10 protein-coding genes are annotated in these 17,681 nt (G+C 46.2%); 8 read left to right on the top strand and 2 right to left on the bottom strand.

Annotated elements, in window-relative coordinates; all coding sequences use genetic code 11:
- The first annotated feature begins 16 nt into the window (after window positions 1-16).
- Together H8698_RS06895 and H8698_RS06890 are read left to right on the top strand one after the other, a co-directional pair.
- A complete protein-coding gene (locus H8698_RS06895) occupies window positions 17-1,090 on the top strand; it encodes a hypothetical protein (protein WP_249311856.1) in 1,074 nt (357 codons plus the stop codon).
- A gap of 73 nt (window positions 1,091-1,163) precedes the next feature.
- Window positions 1,164-2,138 carry a GDSL-type esterase/lipase family protein gene (locus H8698_RS06890; protein WP_249311855.1) on the top strand — a complete coding sequence of 325 codons (975 nt, stop codon included), beginning with the start codon at window positions 1,164-1,166 and terminating at the stop codon, window positions 2,136-2,138.
- Window positions 2,139-2,149: 11 nt separating this feature from the next.
- Here H8698_RS06890 and H8698_RS06885 read toward each other — a convergent pair whose 3' ends face one another.
- The gene (locus H8698_RS06885; RefSeq protein WP_249311854.1) at window positions 2,150-2,953 is read right to left on the bottom strand and encodes an AraC family transcriptional regulator; all 804 of its coding nucleotides are present in this window, start codon (window positions 2,951-2,953) and stop codon (window positions 2,150-2,152) included.
- 151 nt (window positions 2,954-3,104) lie between these two features.
- Here H8698_RS06885 and H8698_RS06880 point away from each other — a divergent pair, with 151 nt between their 5' ends.
- The 6 genes from H8698_RS06880 (at window position 3,105) to H8698_RS06855 (ending at window position 15,713) form a co-directional block, all read left to right on the top strand.
- On the top strand, window positions 3,105-3,977 hold the full coding sequence (locus tag H8698_RS06880; RefSeq protein ID WP_249311853.1) for an N-acetylneuraminate lyase: 873 nt from the start codon (window positions 3,105-3,107) through the stop codon (window positions 3,975-3,977).
- 158 nt (window positions 3,978-4,135) lie between these two features.
- Window positions 4,136-7,153: a right-handed parallel beta-helix repeat-containing protein gene (locus H8698_RS06875; protein ID WP_249311852.1), complete on the top strand. Its 3,018-nt coding sequence runs from the start codon at window positions 4,136-4,138 to the stop codon at window positions 7,151-7,153.
- 16 nt (window positions 7,154-7,169) lie between these two features.
- Entirely contained in the window at window positions 7,170-8,042 is an 873-nt protein-coding gene (locus tag H8698_RS06870; protein WP_249311851.1) for a hypothetical protein, read from the top strand.
- 76 nt (window positions 8,043-8,118) lie between these two features.
- Complete coding sequence (locus H8698_RS06865; RefSeq protein WP_249311850.1) at window positions 8,119-9,633, top strand: oligosaccharide flippase family protein; 1,515 nt, start codon at window positions 8,119-8,121, stop codon at window positions 9,631-9,633.
- Window positions 9,634-9,663: 30 nt separating this feature from the next.
- Window positions 9,664-13,236: a helicase-exonuclease AddAB subunit AddA gene (addA, locus tag H8698_RS06860; protein WP_249311849.1), complete on the top strand. Its 3,573-nt coding sequence runs from the start codon at window positions 9,664-9,666 to the stop codon at window positions 13,234-13,236.
- A 206-nt stretch (window positions 13,237-13,442) separates the two neighbouring features.
- The gene (locus H8698_RS06855; RefSeq protein WP_249311848.1) at window positions 13,443-15,713 is read left to right on the top strand and encodes a hypothetical protein; all 2,271 of its coding nucleotides are present in this window, start codon (window positions 13,443-13,445) and stop codon (window positions 15,711-15,713) included.
- A gap of 41 nt (window positions 15,714-15,754) precedes the next feature.
- Here the strand turns inward: H8698_RS06855 and H8698_RS06850 are convergent, their stop codons facing one another.
- The gene (locus H8698_RS06850) at window positions 15,755-17,680 is read right to left on the bottom strand and encodes a peptidoglycan-binding protein (protein WP_249311847.1); all 1,926 of its coding nucleotides are present in this window, start codon (window positions 17,678-17,680) and stop codon (window positions 15,755-15,757) included.
- Window position 17,681 lies beyond the last annotated feature (1 nt).

Genomic DNA, 17,681 nt, shown 5'->3' with positions numbered 1-17,681 from the left:
AGGGGAGGAAACTTTTATGTTAAGTGAAGCTTCCAAAAAACGCTACAGCGCTTTTTGGCAGAACGATGCAACAGACCGTTTTTTGGTATATTTGTCTGCGCCCGATGGCAGCAAAAGCCCGGCACCGGATTTTTCCGGACTGACAGAGGATGAGGTTAACTGGAAAGTACGCATGGATTTTGAATTCCGCGTGCTGCGGGAAAAGGAACGTATTTTGCATACAAATTATTATTGCGACGGGTTCCCAACCATATTTACAGATTTTGGACCGGGTTCCTTGGCGGCTTGCATTGGCGGAAGCTTCCAGGTGGCAAAAGACACTGTTTGGTTTGACCGCAATCCGATTATAAAGAATTGGGACAGCTGTCCCGAAATTAAAATTTATAGAAATTCTGAAATGTGGCAGGCAACGGATACCTATACCAAAATGCTCTGCGAGGCAGGAAAGGGCATTTTCTATACCTCCATTGCCGACATCGGCGGAACGCTTGACATTGCCGCGTCACTCAGAGGCACCAGCGAGCTGTTGTTGGACGTGTATGACCATCCTGAACAGGTAAAGGAACTGGTGAAAAAAATTCAGCCTGTCTGGAAAGAGGCGTTTTTCCATTTAAAAAGTATAACAGACGGCTATCAGGACGGCGTAACAAGCTGGATGCCCATTTGGTGCGAAAAAGCATATTTTCCGCTGCAGTGCGACTTTTCCGCAATGCTGTCTGCGGATATGTTTGAAGAATTTGTCCTTCCGGACTTAATTTATCAAACAGAGTATCTGGATCACTCCATTTACCATTTGGACGGACCGGGTGAACTTCAGCATGTTGACCACCTGCTTTCCATTCCGCGTCTGAACGCCATTCAATGGATTCCGGGGGCCGGCAATGCAGATGTTGCCGACGAATGTTGGTTTGAGCTGTATCAAAAGATACAGGCAGGCGGAAAGGGCTTGGTTTTGTTTGTTAACAGGCCGGAGATGCTTGAAAATCTGTTAAAGCACATTTCGCCCAAAGGCGTTTATATTTATGTGACAGACACAGACGATTATACGGCTAGACAATTAAAGGAACTGGTGGAAAAAACAAAAATATAACATTAAGGTGCAACTGTCTTGTCGGCAATAAAAGCGGATCATATTGAAAATATAAAGAAATGGAGAGACCGTTATGGAATTTATATCATACAAAGACACCTCTGTCAGATTATCGGGGCGGTGGGATACGGAACGGTTCGGCGCGGCTGTAACCACGGCGCCGGGGGGCACAATAGAACTTGCGTTTTGTGGAACATGCGCTGTTTTGCACTTTGACACAGACTGGAACGAACATCCTTTTCCCCATCTGTATCTTAGCGTGGACAATGGTGCGAAAATGGAAACACCTTTAAACCGGTATTTACGGATTGAGTGCGAAACAAGCGGGGCGCATTTTATCACGGTTGTCTTAAAGGGCGCCATGGAGCAGCAGCACCGCTGGCATCAACCGCTGGTGGGCAAACTTTCCTTTTTGGGATATGAAGCAGAAAAAAGCGGCACATTGCCGCAAGACGACCGCCGCGTAATTGAATTTATCGGCGATTCCATCACCGAGGGAGTTTTAATCGACGCATTTTATAACGACGAGCGCATAAACCAGAAAAACAGGCCCAACCAGGACGATGTAACCGCCACCTATGCATATCTTTCCGCCCGGGCTTTGGGGCTGAAGCCGGTCATTATGGGTTACGGCGCAGTGGGCATAACAAAGGGCGGCTGCGGCTCTGTGCCAAAGGTGATAGAAGCATATCCCTATAACTTCAGCGGTTCTTTTGCACAACCGCAAAACCCTGACATCATTGTAATTAACCACGGCGCAAACGACAGGGGCGCCAAGGAGGAAGACTATTTAACAGGTTATTGGGAATTTTTAGAGCTTGTGAGAAAAAGAAATCCGGCTTCTAAAATCGTGGTTTTAAGCGCGTTTTGCGGCGCGTTCCACGAAGCGCTGGGCGAAATGGTGAAGCGGTTTAACGAGCAAAAAGGGGAAACTGTTACATATATCGACTCTTACGGCTGGATTCCGGTAGAGCCTCTGCACCCGCTTCGCGACGGGCATTTTGAAGTTGCCCGGCATCTGATTCCTGAGCTTAAAAAACTGCTTTAAAAGGCCCGGTGTCATGACACCGGGCGGGCAGCCTTTTTTCGGTATGCAGACGGCGGCATGCCGCAGGAGTCTTTAAAGGCGCTGCTGAAATGTGAAAAGTTAATAAACCCGACAGACAGCGCAATTTCAGAAACGCTGTCTGTTGTTGTTTCCAAAAGCTTTTTTGCTCGCAGAATTCTAACGCTTTTAATATAGTCGTTAATGGTCATGCCGGTTTTTTTACGGAATTCGCGGCACAAATAATATTTGCTGGTGTGAACGGTTTTAGAGAGCGTATCTAACGTTAAATTTGATGCAAAGTGGTTATTGACATATCCGATTAGCTGGTCAACGGCGCCGTAGTTATTTTTCGGCGCTGCCGCAGTGGCGGCTTTGCACAGCAGAAATAAATCCAGCACGTTTTTCAATAAGTTCATTGGTGTTGTGTCGGTTTTCATGGAAAGAAAAAGCCCGTCGGCCCTGTTGTTTGCCTCGCCGCTTAAATGAAAATAATTTCCGCCGCGGGTGCCAAATAGGGTATCGATGGTAGTGCTGTCCCCAATTTGTGTAAGCAGACGGTTCATTTCATTTTTCTGAATGACAATTTTGCTCCTGATATATTCGCAATGTTCAGACGGCACAGTCATGTGGGGCAGCTCGCTGTCAATAAAATAAATATTTGCAGGCTCTAAGGGTAAAATTTTGTCGCCGCAGACCACATTTCCGCTGCCGGACAGCACGTGAATTATTTCATAGCTGTTGTCGAAAAAATGGCGTTTGTGGTTTAAAACATCTTTTCCCTGCTGGCGGTATTTCCATTGAATGAATGCGGGCATATCCATCACCTCTGCATAAAGCATAGCACAAATATGGCGCGTTGTCTACTTGAAAAAAGCAATGTCAGCAAAAATTATCGCAATTTCGCAAAAGAATTTTATTATCCCTGTGCTAAACTGAAATTAAAAAATAGGAAAGGATTTATTAAGCATGGAAAAATTTAAAGGCATTTTCCCGGCGCTTTTAACGCCGTTTGATGAAAACAACCGTTTTAACGAAAAAGCGCTGGAACAACTGATGGAGATGAATTTGAAAAAGGGCGTTCGGGGCTTTTATGTTGGGGGCAGCACGGGGGAGGCATTTTTGTTATCTGAATCTGAACGAAAGCAGCTTTACCGGTCTGCGGCGCAAATTGCAAACGGGCGGTGTACGCTGATTGCACACATCGGCGCAATCAGCACCGACCAGGCGGCGGAGTTTGGAAGAACCGCTTTAGAGTGCGGCTATGACGCAATTTCCTCTGTGTCGCCATTTTATTACGGATTCACGTTTCCTGAGATTAAGCAATATTATTTTGATCTTGTAGGCCAGGTGGAATTGCCCATGATTGTTTACAATATTCCCAAATATTCGGGCGTGACCTTAAGCGCGGACAATATCGGCGAGTTTCTGTCTGACGACCGGTTCATCGGCGTGAAACATACATCAAATGACTATTTTGCAATGGAGCAGTTTAAATCGGCCTATCCGGACAAGGTGGTTTTCAATGGGTTTGACGAGATGTTTTTAGCAGGCCTCGCCATGGGGGCAGACGGCGGCATTGGCAGCACCTATAACTTTATGGCAGAAAAGTTTGTAAAAATGCATACGCTTGTGAAAGAAGGCCGCTTAAGCGAAGCACAGCCCATTCAAAAAGAGGTGAACCGCATTATTGCGGCGCTTATAAAGGTTGGCGTGTTAAAGGCCGAAAAAGCAATTTTAAAAATGATGGGAATTGACTGCGGCGCCCTGCGAAAGCCCTTTGGTCAGTTAAGCAAAGAAGAAGAGTCCTATGTTTATGAAACAGTGAAGAATCTGTTTTAAGCTTAAAATAACAAACAGCGTCTTTCCGGCAGGAAAGGCGCTGTTTGTTGTCCCACAATAAAACAGTTGCAATTGGCCGCTTGATTATGTTATAATATAAAATACCGGAGGAATTACTTATTCGGTGTGATATTCACGTTTAGGAAAGGCAGATGGAAATGAACTTAAAAAGAAATGTTACGGCAATCGGATTTATTTTAACATTTATTTTGACAATTAGTATTTGCACGCCGGCATTTGCTGCAAACCAGCTTCCCGCTCCTGCGGGGCCGGTCTGGGGCGAAGGGCTAAATATAAGCTGGAATTCCGTTGAAAATGCGGCAGGTTACGAAGTGGCGATTTATTGCGGCTCAAGAAAGGCAAATTCGGTCACGGTGAAGACCACAGAATTGGATTTGACAAAGCACGTTGGATATGGCGGTACATATAAGGTTCGTGTGGTTGCTTTAGGAGACGGCACAAATTACACAGACAGCGCATTTTCCAGCTTTTCAGAGGATAAGATTTTGCGCGGTGACACTGCTGTAAAGTATGACGTTTATGTAGACGCGCAAAACGGAGACGACTTTGGCGCTGGAACCATGGAAGACCCATACCGCACCATTGAACGTGCCCAGGGATATGTCAGCATGGCCGCAAGTTTAGTGAATTTTGACGTGAACGTAAACCTGCGGGGCACGTTTTATTACGGTGAGGACGAGCTGTCCCGTTTTGTTACGTCAAGAACAAGCAACATTAAAAACCGCGGCGGCTCCGTTGTGGACTCCTACGAAATTCAATCCGCAGTAAGAATTGGAAGCGGAGATAAATTGCGCAATGGCAAGCAGACCATTTATAAAAACTGGGACGGATATGAGGCCACTCTTAGCGGAGGAAAACGCATCGGCGGCTGGCAGCTTTATGACAGCGAAAAAAATATTTGGAAAGCAAATGTGGGAACCGATAAACGGGCACGAGAAGCGCGGCAGCTTTATATCAACGGAAACCGCGCCATGCGGGCACGTTCCGCTTCCATTCCCGAGGGCGCTCTTTTTTCCGACAAAACGCAGTATGTGGGAAAAGACCTCGGCATGCAGAACTGGGAACATTTGGACGATGTGGAATTTGTGTATTACAGAAAATGGTGCAGTTACCGTGTGGGCGTTCAAAGTGTTGCGCCGGAGGGGGACAAATATGTTGTAAATTTCGACCCCCATGCATGGGATTTTGCCACCAATCCCCACTCCTCAAAAACAGAAATTACGTTGACTGACGATTTGGAGTATATTGAAAATGCATATGAGCTGTTAGACACAGAGGGCGAGTTTTACATTAACCGCCACACCGGCGACGTGTTCTATATGCCGGAGCCGGGAGAGGACATGACAAAGGCAACTGCCGTTGTTCCTGTTATCGACGAGCTTTTAGTCATTGAGGGCGACAGCGTGACAAACCGCGCCGAAAATGTTACCTTTGACGGAATTCACTTCACTGAAACAACTTGGCTTCGGCCCAACGGCGCGATGGGGCACCTTTCCAACCAGAGCGATGTCAGCCGTCACGAGGGAAAGCTTTATGAGGCGGCTATTCGGGCACAGACTGTGAATAACGTCAATTTTCAAAATTGTGTTGTAAATAACGCGGGAAATATGGGAATTCTTTATTTAAAGCAGTTTCAAAACTGTACGCTTATCGGAAACGTGGTGCGCGACACCTCCGGCGTGGGCGTGGTGTTAGGCGACCCCAGCCAGGGTTACGGCGGTAACAAGGATTATGCGGCCGACCCCGCCAATGCCAACGAGGGAAATTTGGTTTCCAACAACTACATTCATAACATTGGGCTTGATTTTCCCAGCGCGACCGGGTTTGTCGGCGGCATGCTCCGCAATACAAAAATCACTCACAATGAAATTTCCTCCTGCACCTATTCGGGTATCTCCGTTGGCTGGCACAGCGGCGCCGATCAGGTTGAGGTGGGAAACGAAATCTCCTATAACTTAATTAAAGACGTTTTAACAGCCGGAATTGACGACGGCGGACAGATTTATCATTTAGGTCCCACCGCCGGCGACGAAACCACTCCGGGATGGCTGATTAAGGAAAACCATTTGGTGAACACATATGGCTCGGTTTCGCCCATGTATGCCGATAATTCGTCTTCCTGGCTTACCTTTGAAAGAAACGTGGAGAGCACAAGATATTCTGTAAACGACGACCAGATCCGTGCAGGTTATGCCCAGGGCGGGGGAAATATTTCAAAAAATATTTTATTTAAGGATAACTTTTTTACCAACGGCAGGTTCCGCGACAGCGCCACCAACACCTGGATTGAGGGAGACCGGAAAACGCTGTATAACGAATATGTCGGCAACAAAAAATATCCCAACGAATCCTGGCCGCAGGAGGCATTGGCCATTATCAATAAGGCGGGTTTAGAGAGCCGGTATAAAGACATTAAAACAGACAAGGTAAATTTGATTACTGACGGCAGCTTTGAGCACACCAAAACCAATTATGCCATGCCATGGAAAGCCGCCCAGGCCAAAATAACAAGAAATTCTTCCGAGCGGACAGACGGGTTTTATTCCGGACGGGTTGAAATGACCGGAAGCAGCGGCACCATTTCACAGACGTTTCGGATGGACACCTCGAAATCGTATGACATCAGAATAAAAGCAAAGGGAGACGGCGTTTCCACACACCTTACAGGCGTGTTGACGGTGGGCGGAAAAAGCGCCATTGTTTTAGACGGAGACGTAATCCCGGACAGCTTTACCATGATTGGCTCCCACCTTCGGGCGTCGTCAGATGAACAGGTGTTCGAGGACGTAACCTTAACCATTCGGTTTTCTTCACTTTTAAACGGCGACGCTGTGTATTTGGAGGAGTGCTCTGTGATTGAGGCCGGGCAGGATAAAATCGTCATGAACATCGACACGGTAAATTCCAAGGCCACGGTAGAATATTCCGGGGCAACGGAGAACAACTCTGTTGTCGCTTCTTTGGCGGTTTACAATCCCCAGGGGTCCCTGACGGATATTTTGTGGAACACAGAAACCATTCGCGAGGGAAGCTCTGAAATTTGGGAATATCCCTTTCCTGAAAACACACACAGCGGCGACACGTTAAAACTGTTTTTGTGGGATGCAATATCGCTTAAGCCTTTCGTGCCCTATGAAACGGTTATCATTCCTTAAATAAAGGAGAATGAGTATGAAAAAAACAATTTGTCTGCTCGGGATGCTTCTTCTGTCTTTTGCACTTGTGTCCTGCGGCAGCGCTAAGAAAGAAAAACAGGAAACAGTGGTTCGCAAAACTGCAGAGCAGTTTGCAGGCTATCAGATGGAACAGGCTTCGCTGAAAAAAGCCGGAAACTATGAAGAAGGCGGCGTAAGCGCCGTTGTTACGGGATTGTCTTATGAAGACGTTGTGACAAAAATAAATCTGCACATTAAAAACGACACAGACAGCCCCTTGCGGGTTATGACGGCCAATCTATCTATTAACGGGCTTATGTCAACAGACAGCCTGTTTTCTGAAATACCGGCAAAAAGCGAACAGGATGGATTTGTAGAAATCAGCAACGAGTGGTTCGGCAAGATGGGAATTGAAAAAATAACAGAAGCAGAGTTTGTTGTTAAAGTGTTTGACAGCGACAACAATGAAATTATGCAGTCGGAGGTCATTCGTGTAGAAACAGACGCGCCGGCGTCTTATAAACAGAACTATGACGACAGCGGCTTTGAAATTTACAATGAAAACGGCGTAAAGCTCTCTGCCCGTTCCCTTCAGAAAAGCGAACTTTCTGACAACATGGAAATCGTCTTTTATGCCGAAAACAACACAGACAGCGCAATTTCCATTATGTCTGGCAACGTTTCGGTGAACGGAAAATCAATTGAACCGCTTTTCGTAATGTCTGTGGGAGCAGGTAAAAAGGCTGTGGATACCATGGTTTTTTATGACAAAGATTTAAAGGAACTAGAAATCGGCGAAATTCAAACCGTTGAGGCAAAATTTAAAGCCTTTAACGAGAATTTAGAAACGGTTTTTGAAACAGATGCGGTAAAGGTGCCCATTGCCTAAGCAATCTGTAAAAATCATCATAAACAAAGCTTTTCCCGCATAGGTTTACTATATAGCCTCAAGCGGGGGAATAAAGTTGAAAAGAAAACAAAAATTTATTGCCAATACTTTTTTGCTCACCGTGGTTACGCTGTTTATGCGCGCGGTGGGCGTTTCTTTTAATGTATATATTGCAAACAAAATTGGGGCAACGGGCATGGGCCTGTTTTCGCTGATTATGTCTGTTTATAATTTCGGCGTTACGTTTGCCTGCTCGGGCATTAATCTGGCGGCGACGAAAATCGTGTCGGAGGAGCTGGCTGTGGACTCAGAGGGCGGTGTTCGGCGCGCTGTGCGCAGGTCCGCCGTGTATGGACTGATTTTTGGCGGGGCGGCCTTTTTGTTGATTTTTTTTGGCGCGCCCTTTGCAGGAAATGTTCTTTTAAATGACGAAAGAACGATAAAACCTTTAATGATTTTAGCCGTTTCGCTTCCCTGCGTTGCAATGTCGGCTGCCATCAGCGGCTATTTCACCGCCGTCGGACGGATTTATAAAAGCGCGCTGGTTCAGGTGGCTGAGCAGCTTATCCGTGTGGCCGGCTGTGTTATCCTGCTGGACTTTTTGGGAAGAACTGATGCCCAGGCGGCCTGTAATTCCGTTGTTGCAAGCGGCTGCGCGGCAGAAATTATTTCATTTTTCATGATTTTTATTCTTTTAAAAATTGACATGAAACGATATTCCAAACGCGGCGCAAGCCAGGGCATTACCAGGCGTATGCTGTGGATTGCCCTGCCTGTGGCGGTGAGCTCCTATGTGCGTTCGGCCCTCAGTACCATTGAGCACACCATGATTCCAAAGGGATTAAAAAAACACGGCAGCGACGCTGATACGGCCCTCTCGTCCTACGGAATTGTTCACGGCATGGTAATGCCGCTGATTTTCTTCCCCTCGGCGGTGCTTCAGGCGTTTTCGTCTCTTTTAATCCCTGAGGTCACCCGTTACCACAAAAGGGGGGACACAAATAAAATTAATGCGCTGATAGAAAAATCACTGTATACAACATTGGTGTTTTCCATTGGTGCAAGCGGAATTATGTTCTTTTTTGCAGAAGAAATCGGCATGGCGGTGTATAAAAGCCCAGAGGCAGCTTACTTTTTAAAAATGATTGCTCCGCTGGCGGCGGTGATGTATGCTGACGGCGTGGTGGACGCTGTTTTAAAGGGGTTAAACCAGCAGGTTTATTCCATGGGCTACAACATAGCGGACTCGGCAATCGCCATTGTTTTAATGATGTTTTTGCTGCCTGCTAAGGGGATAGACGGCTATATCATCATTATTTATGTAACAGAAATGGTAAACGCTTTTTTGAGCATTAACCGTCTGCTGCACGTGTCAGATTTTAAAATTCATCCCTTAAAGTGGACGGCGCTCCCGTCTATCGGCATTTTTATGTCGGTCTATTTTGTAAAAAGTTTTGGAGGCGTTCCGACAAGCACAGGAGCAATCATCGGAATGATCTGCGCGGCTGTCGGAATTTATGCAATATTCATGTTGCTGCTTTCCGCCTGGAGCTTTAAAAAAACATTGGTTGCAAAACGCTTCCCCATATGATAAAATAAATCATATGAGGAGGCGTTTTTTGTGGCAAATAGCTGGACAAAAGAACAACAGGCGGCAATTGAATCGAACCATCAAAATCTGCTGCTGTCAGCAGCCGCAGGCAGTGGAAAAACCGCTGTGCTTGTGGGCAGAATTATTGCCCGGCTGACGGATAGAACCGCGCCGATTGCGGCGGACAGACTGCTGGTGGTAACCTTTACAAACGCCGCAGCTGCCGAAATGCGGGAGCGGATTATTTCCGCCTTAACCGCCCTCGCGGAGGAAAATCCGGAGGACCCATTTTTGGCAAACCAGCTTTTGCTGATTAAAAAAGCACAGATTACTACCATCGACTCTTTTTGTATTGACCTTTTGCGCAGAAACTTTGTGGCAGCAAACCTCCCGCCGGATTTCCGCATTGCAGACCCCACGGAAAACGCAGTGATGCGCGATGAGGTGCTGGACGAGGTTTTAACAGAGATGTATGACGATGAAACTTATGCCGGCGACTTTTTTGAACTTTTAGAGTCCTACGCCAACGCAAAGGCAAATGATAAAGCCTTTCGGGAGCTGATTCATTCTCTGTTTCTGTTTGCCATGAGCCTGCCGAATCCGAAGGAGTGGCTCATGCAGGCGGCCGAGGCGTTTCGCGAAAACGAAAATTTTGAAGATACGGTGTGGTGCCGGTTTGTTTTGAAAGAGGCCAAAGCAGAGCTTTTTAAATGCGTATCCGAATATGACTTGATGATTGCGCTAACAGAAAAAGACGGACTTTCGCGCTACCAGTCCATTTTGATGGAGGAGCGGGAACTGTGCCAAAAAGCTGCCATGCAGGAAACCTACGACGGTTTAAAAGCCGCAGTGGAGGACGTTTCATTTCAAACAAGGCCCCGCGTGCCGAAAGACCTGGTTCCAAAGTATGTGGACACCGTGAACGCTATGCGGGACAGAATTAAAAAAAAGCGGATTGGGAAAATCCGGGAAAAGATAATGCCGATTACAGCCGCCCAGCAGGCAGAGGCAATTCAAAACGCTTATCCCGTAATGCGGTGCCTGTCCCAAGTGGTAATAAGACTTTCAGATCGGTTTTTAGAAAAAAAACTGGAAAAGAACATGCTCGATTTTAACGACTGCGAGCACATGTGCCTCCGCGTTTTAACCGATGAAAACGGAGGCCTTTCCGAAACAGCGATTCAAACGCAAAAAAATTATGATGAAATTTATATTGACGAATATCAGGACACCAGCAGGCTGCAGGAAGCAATTTTTTCAGCGGTGAAAGATAAGGACAACCTGTTTATGGTGGGGGACATTAAACAGAGTATTTACCGGTTTAGAAACACCGACCCGTCTTTGTTTAAAGAGAAGCGGGACACGTTTTTAAAAGAGGAAGACGCGAAAGACCGTAAAATTATTCTTTCAAAAAATTTCAGAAGCAGGGAAAACGTGCTCTCGTCGGTGAACTACATTTTTGAACGGATTATGTCGGAGGAATCCGGCGAGATTGACTATAACGAAGACGAAAAACTCTACCCCGGCGCAATGTTTCCGGAAGGGGCAGTCAGCCCGGTGGACACAGACACAGAGCTGTGCTTAGTTGACGTTTCCGCCGTCAAAGAAACAGCGGCAGATCTGGAGACGGAAGATGCGGAAAAGCAAGAGCTGGAGGCCATGTTCACAGCAGACCGAATTGCAGACCTTTTAGAGGGCGGGGAGCAGATTTTTGCTGACGGCGTTTACAGAAAACCGCGCTGCAGCGACATCTGCATTATTTCAAGGAACGTGAAAGACTCCGCTCCAATTTTGGCCGCCGCGTTGTCAGAGCGGGGCATACCCTGTTTTTCTGAAAACACCGGCGGATTTTTAAACAGCTCGGAAATCACTGCGGCCATTGCCATGCTGTCTGTCATCGACAACCCATATCAAGACTTGCCGCTTTTAACCATTTTGCGTTCTGTAATGTTTGGGTTCACGGCAGACACCTTAGCGCGCATTCGGTGCTGCGATAAAACCGTTAGCTTTTACGAGGCCATGCAAATTTGTGCAGAAACAGATTCCCCCGAGGGGGCAGGCGCCCGGGAAGTGCTGGATTTTATTCGGGAATTTATCGGCAAATCAAAATATATGAGCGTCAGCGCTCTGTTGATGGAAATTTACAACACCACCGGGTTTTACGACGCCCAGCAGACGCAGACAAACGGCGCAATCCGCCGCGCAAATTTAAGGCTTTTGTATAACCGTGCAAAGGAGTTTGAGAGTACGGGGTTGAAGGGATTATACAGCTTCATTCAGTTCATCAGCGATTACACCGCTGCCGGCGGGGATTTCGATGCGGCAAAAACCGTAGGCGCAGAGCAGGACGCGGTGCGCATTATGAGCATTCATAAATCCAAGGGGTTAGAGTTCCCAGTGGTTATTTTGTTCGGCATGGAGCGCAAGTTTAACATGATGGACTTAAAAAAGGGCGTGTTATTTCACGCAGGTCTGGGATATGGGCCGAAATATGTGGACACAAAACTTCGAATTACCTATCCCTTTGCGCCCAGGGTTGCCTTAGAAAGCGTTTTGAAAGCGGAATGTGTGGCTGAGGAAATGCGGATTTTATACGTCGCAATGACCCGGGCAAAAGAAAAGCTGATTTTAGTGGGGGCAGTAAATTCCGTTGAAAAAAAAATAAACGCCTGCCCGGAGGCCGGAAAAAAACGCAAAATTTCGGCTGGACTGCTGTCAGAGTGCAGCTCTTATTTAGACTGGATTTTGACGGCGGTTTTAAACCACCCCGACTTCGGGGCGCTCCGCAAAATGTGCGGCACGGAACGGCAAATCTGTATGGACGACAGCAGGTTTTGCCTGAAAATTATTGACAATGCGGCCTGTTTTTTTGCGCAGGAGGAAAAAGAGATCCAAGCTGAACAGGAGGAAAACGGGAGCGTAGTCAGCCGCATTTTGCCGCTGGTGGAATATCAATATCCAAACCTTGCAGACACGGTTTTACCGTCAAAAATTACGGTAACAGAGTTAAAACGCAGAACTCAGGAGCAGGAGGCAGAGGGCGGCGTTTATCTGTTTCAGCCGCCGAAAACGCTGAACCTGCCGTCAAGAAAGCTGACGGGCGCACAAATCGGAACCGCCTATCACACGGTTATGCAGCACATGGATTTGTCCCTGCCGATTGTAACAAGGGAGGACGTGCACTGCCAGATTCAAGCCATTCAGAGCAAAGGCTTTTTAACCGGCGAGGAAGCCGGCGCGGTGAACCCTGACAAAATTTTAAAGTTCTTTTTGTCCAATGCTGGAAAGCTGATGCTTGACGCAAAAACGGTACGGCGGGAAGTAATGTTTGGCGTTTTAGAGCCGGCAAACGAGCTTTTAAAAGAGTTTCACAGCAACAAAAAAATTATGCTGCAGGGCGTTATCGACTGTGTTGCGGAAACCGACGACGGACTGTGCATCATCGACTATAAAACCGATAGAACATTTCGGCCGGAAGAAACAGTGGAGAAGTATAAAATTCAGCTGGATTGCTACAAAATGGCTGCTGAAAAAATATTTCATAAACGGGTCGTGTGCAAAATTCTATATTTATTTGACGCAGATATGGCAATTTTTTTATGAAATTCTGGAATAAGAGGAATTTTTGTGCAATATATGCAATAATTGTTGAGAAATGCCGTTGAATTTTGCAATATTTGTGTTGCGGATTTGACGAAATATGATATAATGATAAGTGATAATGGGCAAAGGAGTACTCCTTTGTTTGTAAGCATGCTTACAAACAAATTCTACTTTGCTGAAATAGAACAATACAAGGAGGAAAAAGCATGAAAAAAATTATGTCAGTTTTGGTTTCAGCAGTGATGCTGTGCGCATTTATGCTTCCGGCTGCTGCCGCAAATACAGCGGTAAACTATTCTGAAAATCTTTATTTGGGATTTGAAACGGAAGACGAAGCTGCTCTGGGAACAGCTGTGTCAAACGCTAAGAAAGAATTAGTCAGCGGCGGCGTGTTTGGAAGCAGCAGTGCACTGAAGGTCACTGTGAGCGACGACAGCGGTTTCGGCGCATTTAAGTATGATTTGTCGACTGTGGTTGGCAAAAATTATAACGTTTCTGTTTATTTAAAACCGGAAGAAATCACATTTGGTACGGTTAAAGCAATTTTTTATCATGACGCATTGAAAAACGGTGAAACGGCAGACGGCTATGAAGAACTTGTCATGAAAGCGGGCGAAACCACAGAAGACGGTTATATCAGATATTATATTGACAATTATAAAATGAATCCGAACGCAAGGGTTTGGGCATCGTCAGCAGACGGCGGTTCGGCGAATTATCCGAAAACAGACAATTTGGCAACAACACTGGAAATCCGCGTGGGTGCACAGGGTACATATATCATGGACGAGTTAAAATGCGAGCCTGCCGATAATAAAATTCTGCAGGCTGACAGCTTTGAGCTTGCCTCCGGTCTAAGCGCAAATTATGCAAGAACGCCATCTAACTCAGACCCGTGGACAAGCAATGTGTTTGCCGCAAAAATGCTTCCCCATGATCAGGCAAAGCATACGCAGTTAGATGGAAATAATTGCCTTTTTATTGTTGGCAGCGGCGAGCAGGGCGCTTTCTTTTCAGACGTAACTTTAATGCCGGCTACCACATATCGCCTGTCTGCAAAGGTTAGAATGAACAACCTTTCTCGGTCAGTCAGGGCCTTTATACACAACCCAACCAATACTGCTATTACCTCGGACACAAATTATTTTTCGTTTACGTCCGGGAAAATGTATGGGCCTGAAACAAAATATGAACAAGACGGCCAATGGCACGAGTTTGAATATTATTTCCGAACGATAAATTCAACGGGAGAAACATATTCAAAGGACGGATTTGTAATCGACCGTATTGGAATTGCTTGTACAAGCGGCGGCTATGAATCTTGGTATATTGATGACATGTGCTTAGAAGAGGTGAACGAGCTTCCATATAATGGCAGCTTTAACCACAATGGATTTACCGGCGACGCCAAAAACGGCACAATAGCTGTTCCTGCATTTGTGGCCGGAGATAAATTCACTACGCTGACTGCTGTCCCTGACGACGGCACAAACGCTGACCGCGGAGATTATTTGAAAGTTTCTTTAGTAGGTGGAAAGAGCAGCGATCCGGATCCCGATAATGCAGAAAAAACAATGGGAACGACACGGCGCTTGCGTGCTGTTGTAAACTTAAAACAGCAGCAGAAATACAGATTGTCGTTCTGGATGAGATTGACGGAAAATTCCACTTTAAAAACTGCAACGGTGTCTGCAATGCACAATATCGGCAAGGTGGAATATGAAGAAGGCGGAACGCCAGCTTATGGCCGCATTACGGTTCCGAACGGCAGCGTTACAACTGAGTGGAAAAAATATACAGCGGAATTTAATGTTCAGAACGCCCAGAAAGTTGGTGACTTGTACCTTAGCGTGAATGGCGATGCGCCAGAGCAGGATACGGAACTTGCAATCGACGAAATAAAACTTGAACCTATCGGCGCTGAATATTATGATGCTTCTGTAACAAAAGCTGGCAACACCTTAACAGCCACAGAAACAACAGGCGCAAACGTTGGCGAAGTTTTAGAAAAGTATTATAACTTTTATGTGTCAAGCGACGGCGTTCACTATGCCAAGGCAGGCACAAACAAAACAGGAAGCTTTGAACTTCGCGGCAGCGACTTTGGCAAGTTTATGAAATCAGAAGTTATTGGAACAAAAGCCGACGGCACGGTTTTAAAAACGCAAAGCAGCCCAATTGAAATAAAAATTACAGGTTATCAGCTTAGCTTTACCAGCAGCTTAACAGACGAAACCGTAACGGCAACTGCAACATACTATCCCGAAAACGACGAAACAATGCAGTTTGACGCGATTATTGCCCTTTACGGATCAGATAATTCCTTGCTTGGGGTTGAACATGTTGCATCGGGTAACAACACGGCTTCTTTAAGCATTGCAAACGTCAGCGGTGCGGTGAAAGCAAAAATCTTTGCTTGGAACACACTGGAGTCTGCAATACCTCTTGTAAAATCGGTGGAACTTCTGGCAAACTAAATAAAAATTATAAAGAGGTGCGATTTTTTCGCACCTCTTTTTTATGCTTTAATTTCGTTATAAATCCTTGTTAACTGATCCCAAGTGTTTTTATCGAACCCATTTTGAGGCAGGTTAAACTGTTTTTGAAAATCGGAAATTGATTTTTGCATCTTCGCATCATATTCACCGTTTATGTTCGGACGGGAGATGTTGGCAAAGGTGTCTGCCAGTTTGTTTAGCATTACTTGTGCGACATATAAAATATCCTGCTCTGTTTCCGGTTGATCATACACCACGCCGTGAGGATATGCCCCCTCCGGTTGTTTCAGTTCATCTGTTTTTTTATTATAGGCGTCCCGAATAGCGCTGAAGGTCTGGCTGTTCACTGTTCCAGTAGCGTTTAAGTCGTTTTCCGCTTGGAATTCTTTCACACGGTCGGTTGTCTGGCCGCCGAAGATGCCGTCGGGTATGCCCGGCAGAGGCTTTTCTGCGTTAATATACCGCAGCATGTGTTGGAGGGAGTAAACCGGTCGGCCGGTTAAGTTGTCAGTGTTTACCTCAATTCCGCGTACACTGTCTTCCTGGCCCTCCTTGAGTTCATAACCCGGGAACTGACCAAAACGCGGCTGTGCTCCCTCGCGGATTTCAATAAACACTTCTTCAATCCTTTCCCATGTTTCGCGGTCTACCACACCGGTTTCCGGCAGGCCAAACAGTCCTTGAAATGTTAGAACGGCGGTTCGGGTGTTGGGGCCAAAATTTCCTGTGGGCGTAACAGGAGATATTTCCGTATACACAAGGGAAATTCCGTTCAAATATTCCTGAAGTGCCTGGACACTGTCACCCCTGGTTCCGGCAGAAAGCAGCATGCCTGGGTAAGGAAGAATTTGAACCGGGGCCTCATTCTGACCGTTATCTGTGGCAATATAAACGCCTTTCACCGCATTATACATGGCTTCCCATGTTCTGTCATCTACAATACCATTTTGAGGCAGGCCAAACTGTTTTTGAAACGCAATAACGCCATTTAGCGTCTGCTGGTCGTAAGAACCGCTGTTGGGCACAAAAGGAATTTGGTTATAATACTCCGCCAAAATGTTCAGCATCAGCTGCATGATGGAAACCTTTTCTCCTGTGTCGCCTTCCGTGATGGCGTCTGGATATTCTAACGATAAACCAAACAAGGTGTTTCCCACGCTGTTTAATTCGTTTAAACGGTTAATGCCTACCACTAAGCTGACCAGCTTATACCACGTGGCACGCCCCACAACGCCGTCTGGCGTGAGGTTAAAAATCCGCTGAAAGGTTTTCACCGCCTCTTCTGTGCTTTCTCCAAAAATTGCATCGGGAACAACTTTGGGAATGAGCGGATAATTTTTTGAAATTATATTTAAAGAATTTTGAATCCGGCGGACATTGGGTCCACGGTCGCCGGTGCTGATGGGATAACCGGGGTATGACTCTAACGATGTTTCAACAGGTACGTCGGTAATGATATTTACATCATCTCCATAATAATATTGAATAATTTGGTAGGGCAGATATCCCTGGTTGGCAAGACTGACCGAACCCCACTGGGAAAGCCCCTCACAGGTGACGGTGGTGCCGTTGCAGAAACGGGCAGCAAGGGGTTCTAAAAAGCCTTCCCTTCTTAAATATGAGTCGAAAATGTCATCCACGATGCGGTTGATGTCGCCAAAAATATTCCTGCCCGGAACGAAGGCCTGGTCATATTGCGTCGTATTTGTAATGTCGAAATTATAACCGCGTGCCCTATAAAATTCTGTGTAGATTTTATTTAAAGCAAACGAAATCTGCGCATAGATATTTGCCCGCAGCGCGCTTTCCGGCCATGTGGGATAAATTTCGCTGGAGGCTACATTTTTGATATAATCAATAAACGAAACCGTTACATTCTGGGCGTTGGATGCAGGCAGTCCCAAATGTACGGTAATAAATTCTGGAATGGTTGCTCCTACCGGCATG

The sequence above is a fragment of the Congzhengia minquanensis genome (assembly GCF_014384785.1).
In the GTDB taxonomy this organism is placed as follows: Bacteria; Bacillota; Clostridia; order UBA1381; family UBA9506; genus Congzhengia; species Congzhengia minquanensis.
The sequence above is the reverse complement of the archived record's forward strand: the minus strand, read 5'-3'. Positions and strand labels throughout refer to the sequence as shown.

Excerpts from the sequence above, each read along its gene's own strand:
- H8698_RS06895 (WP_249311856.1), top strand. The coding sequence starts at position 17 with ATGTTAAGTGAAGCTTCCAAAAAACGCTACAGCGCTTTTTGGCAGAAC.
- H8698_RS06890 (WP_249311855.1), top strand. The coding sequence starts at position 1,164 with ATGGAATTTATATCATACAAAGACACCTCTGTCAGATTATCGGGGCGG.
- H8698_RS06885 (WP_249311854.1), bottom strand. The coding sequence starts at position 2,953 with ATGCCCGCATTCATTCAATGGAAATACCGCCAGCAGGGAAAAGATGTT.
- H8698_RS06880 (WP_249311853.1), top strand. The coding sequence starts at position 3,105 with ATGGAAAAATTTAAAGGCATTTTCCCGGCGCTTTTAACGCCGTTTGAT.
- H8698_RS06875 (WP_249311852.1), top strand. The coding sequence starts at position 4,136 with ATGAACTTAAAAAGAAATGTTACGGCAATCGGATTTATTTTAACATTT.
- H8698_RS06870 (WP_249311851.1), top strand. The coding sequence starts at position 7,170 with ATGAAAAAAACAATTTGTCTGCTCGGGATGCTTCTTCTGTCTTTTGCA.
- H8698_RS06855 (WP_249311848.1), top strand. The coding sequence starts at position 13,443 with ATGAAAAAAATTATGTCAGTTTTGGTTTCAGCAGTGATGCTGTGCGCA.
- H8698_RS06850 (WP_249311847.1), bottom strand. The coding sequence starts at position 17,680 with ATGCCGGTAGGAGCAACCATTCCAGAATTTATTACCGTACATTTGGGA.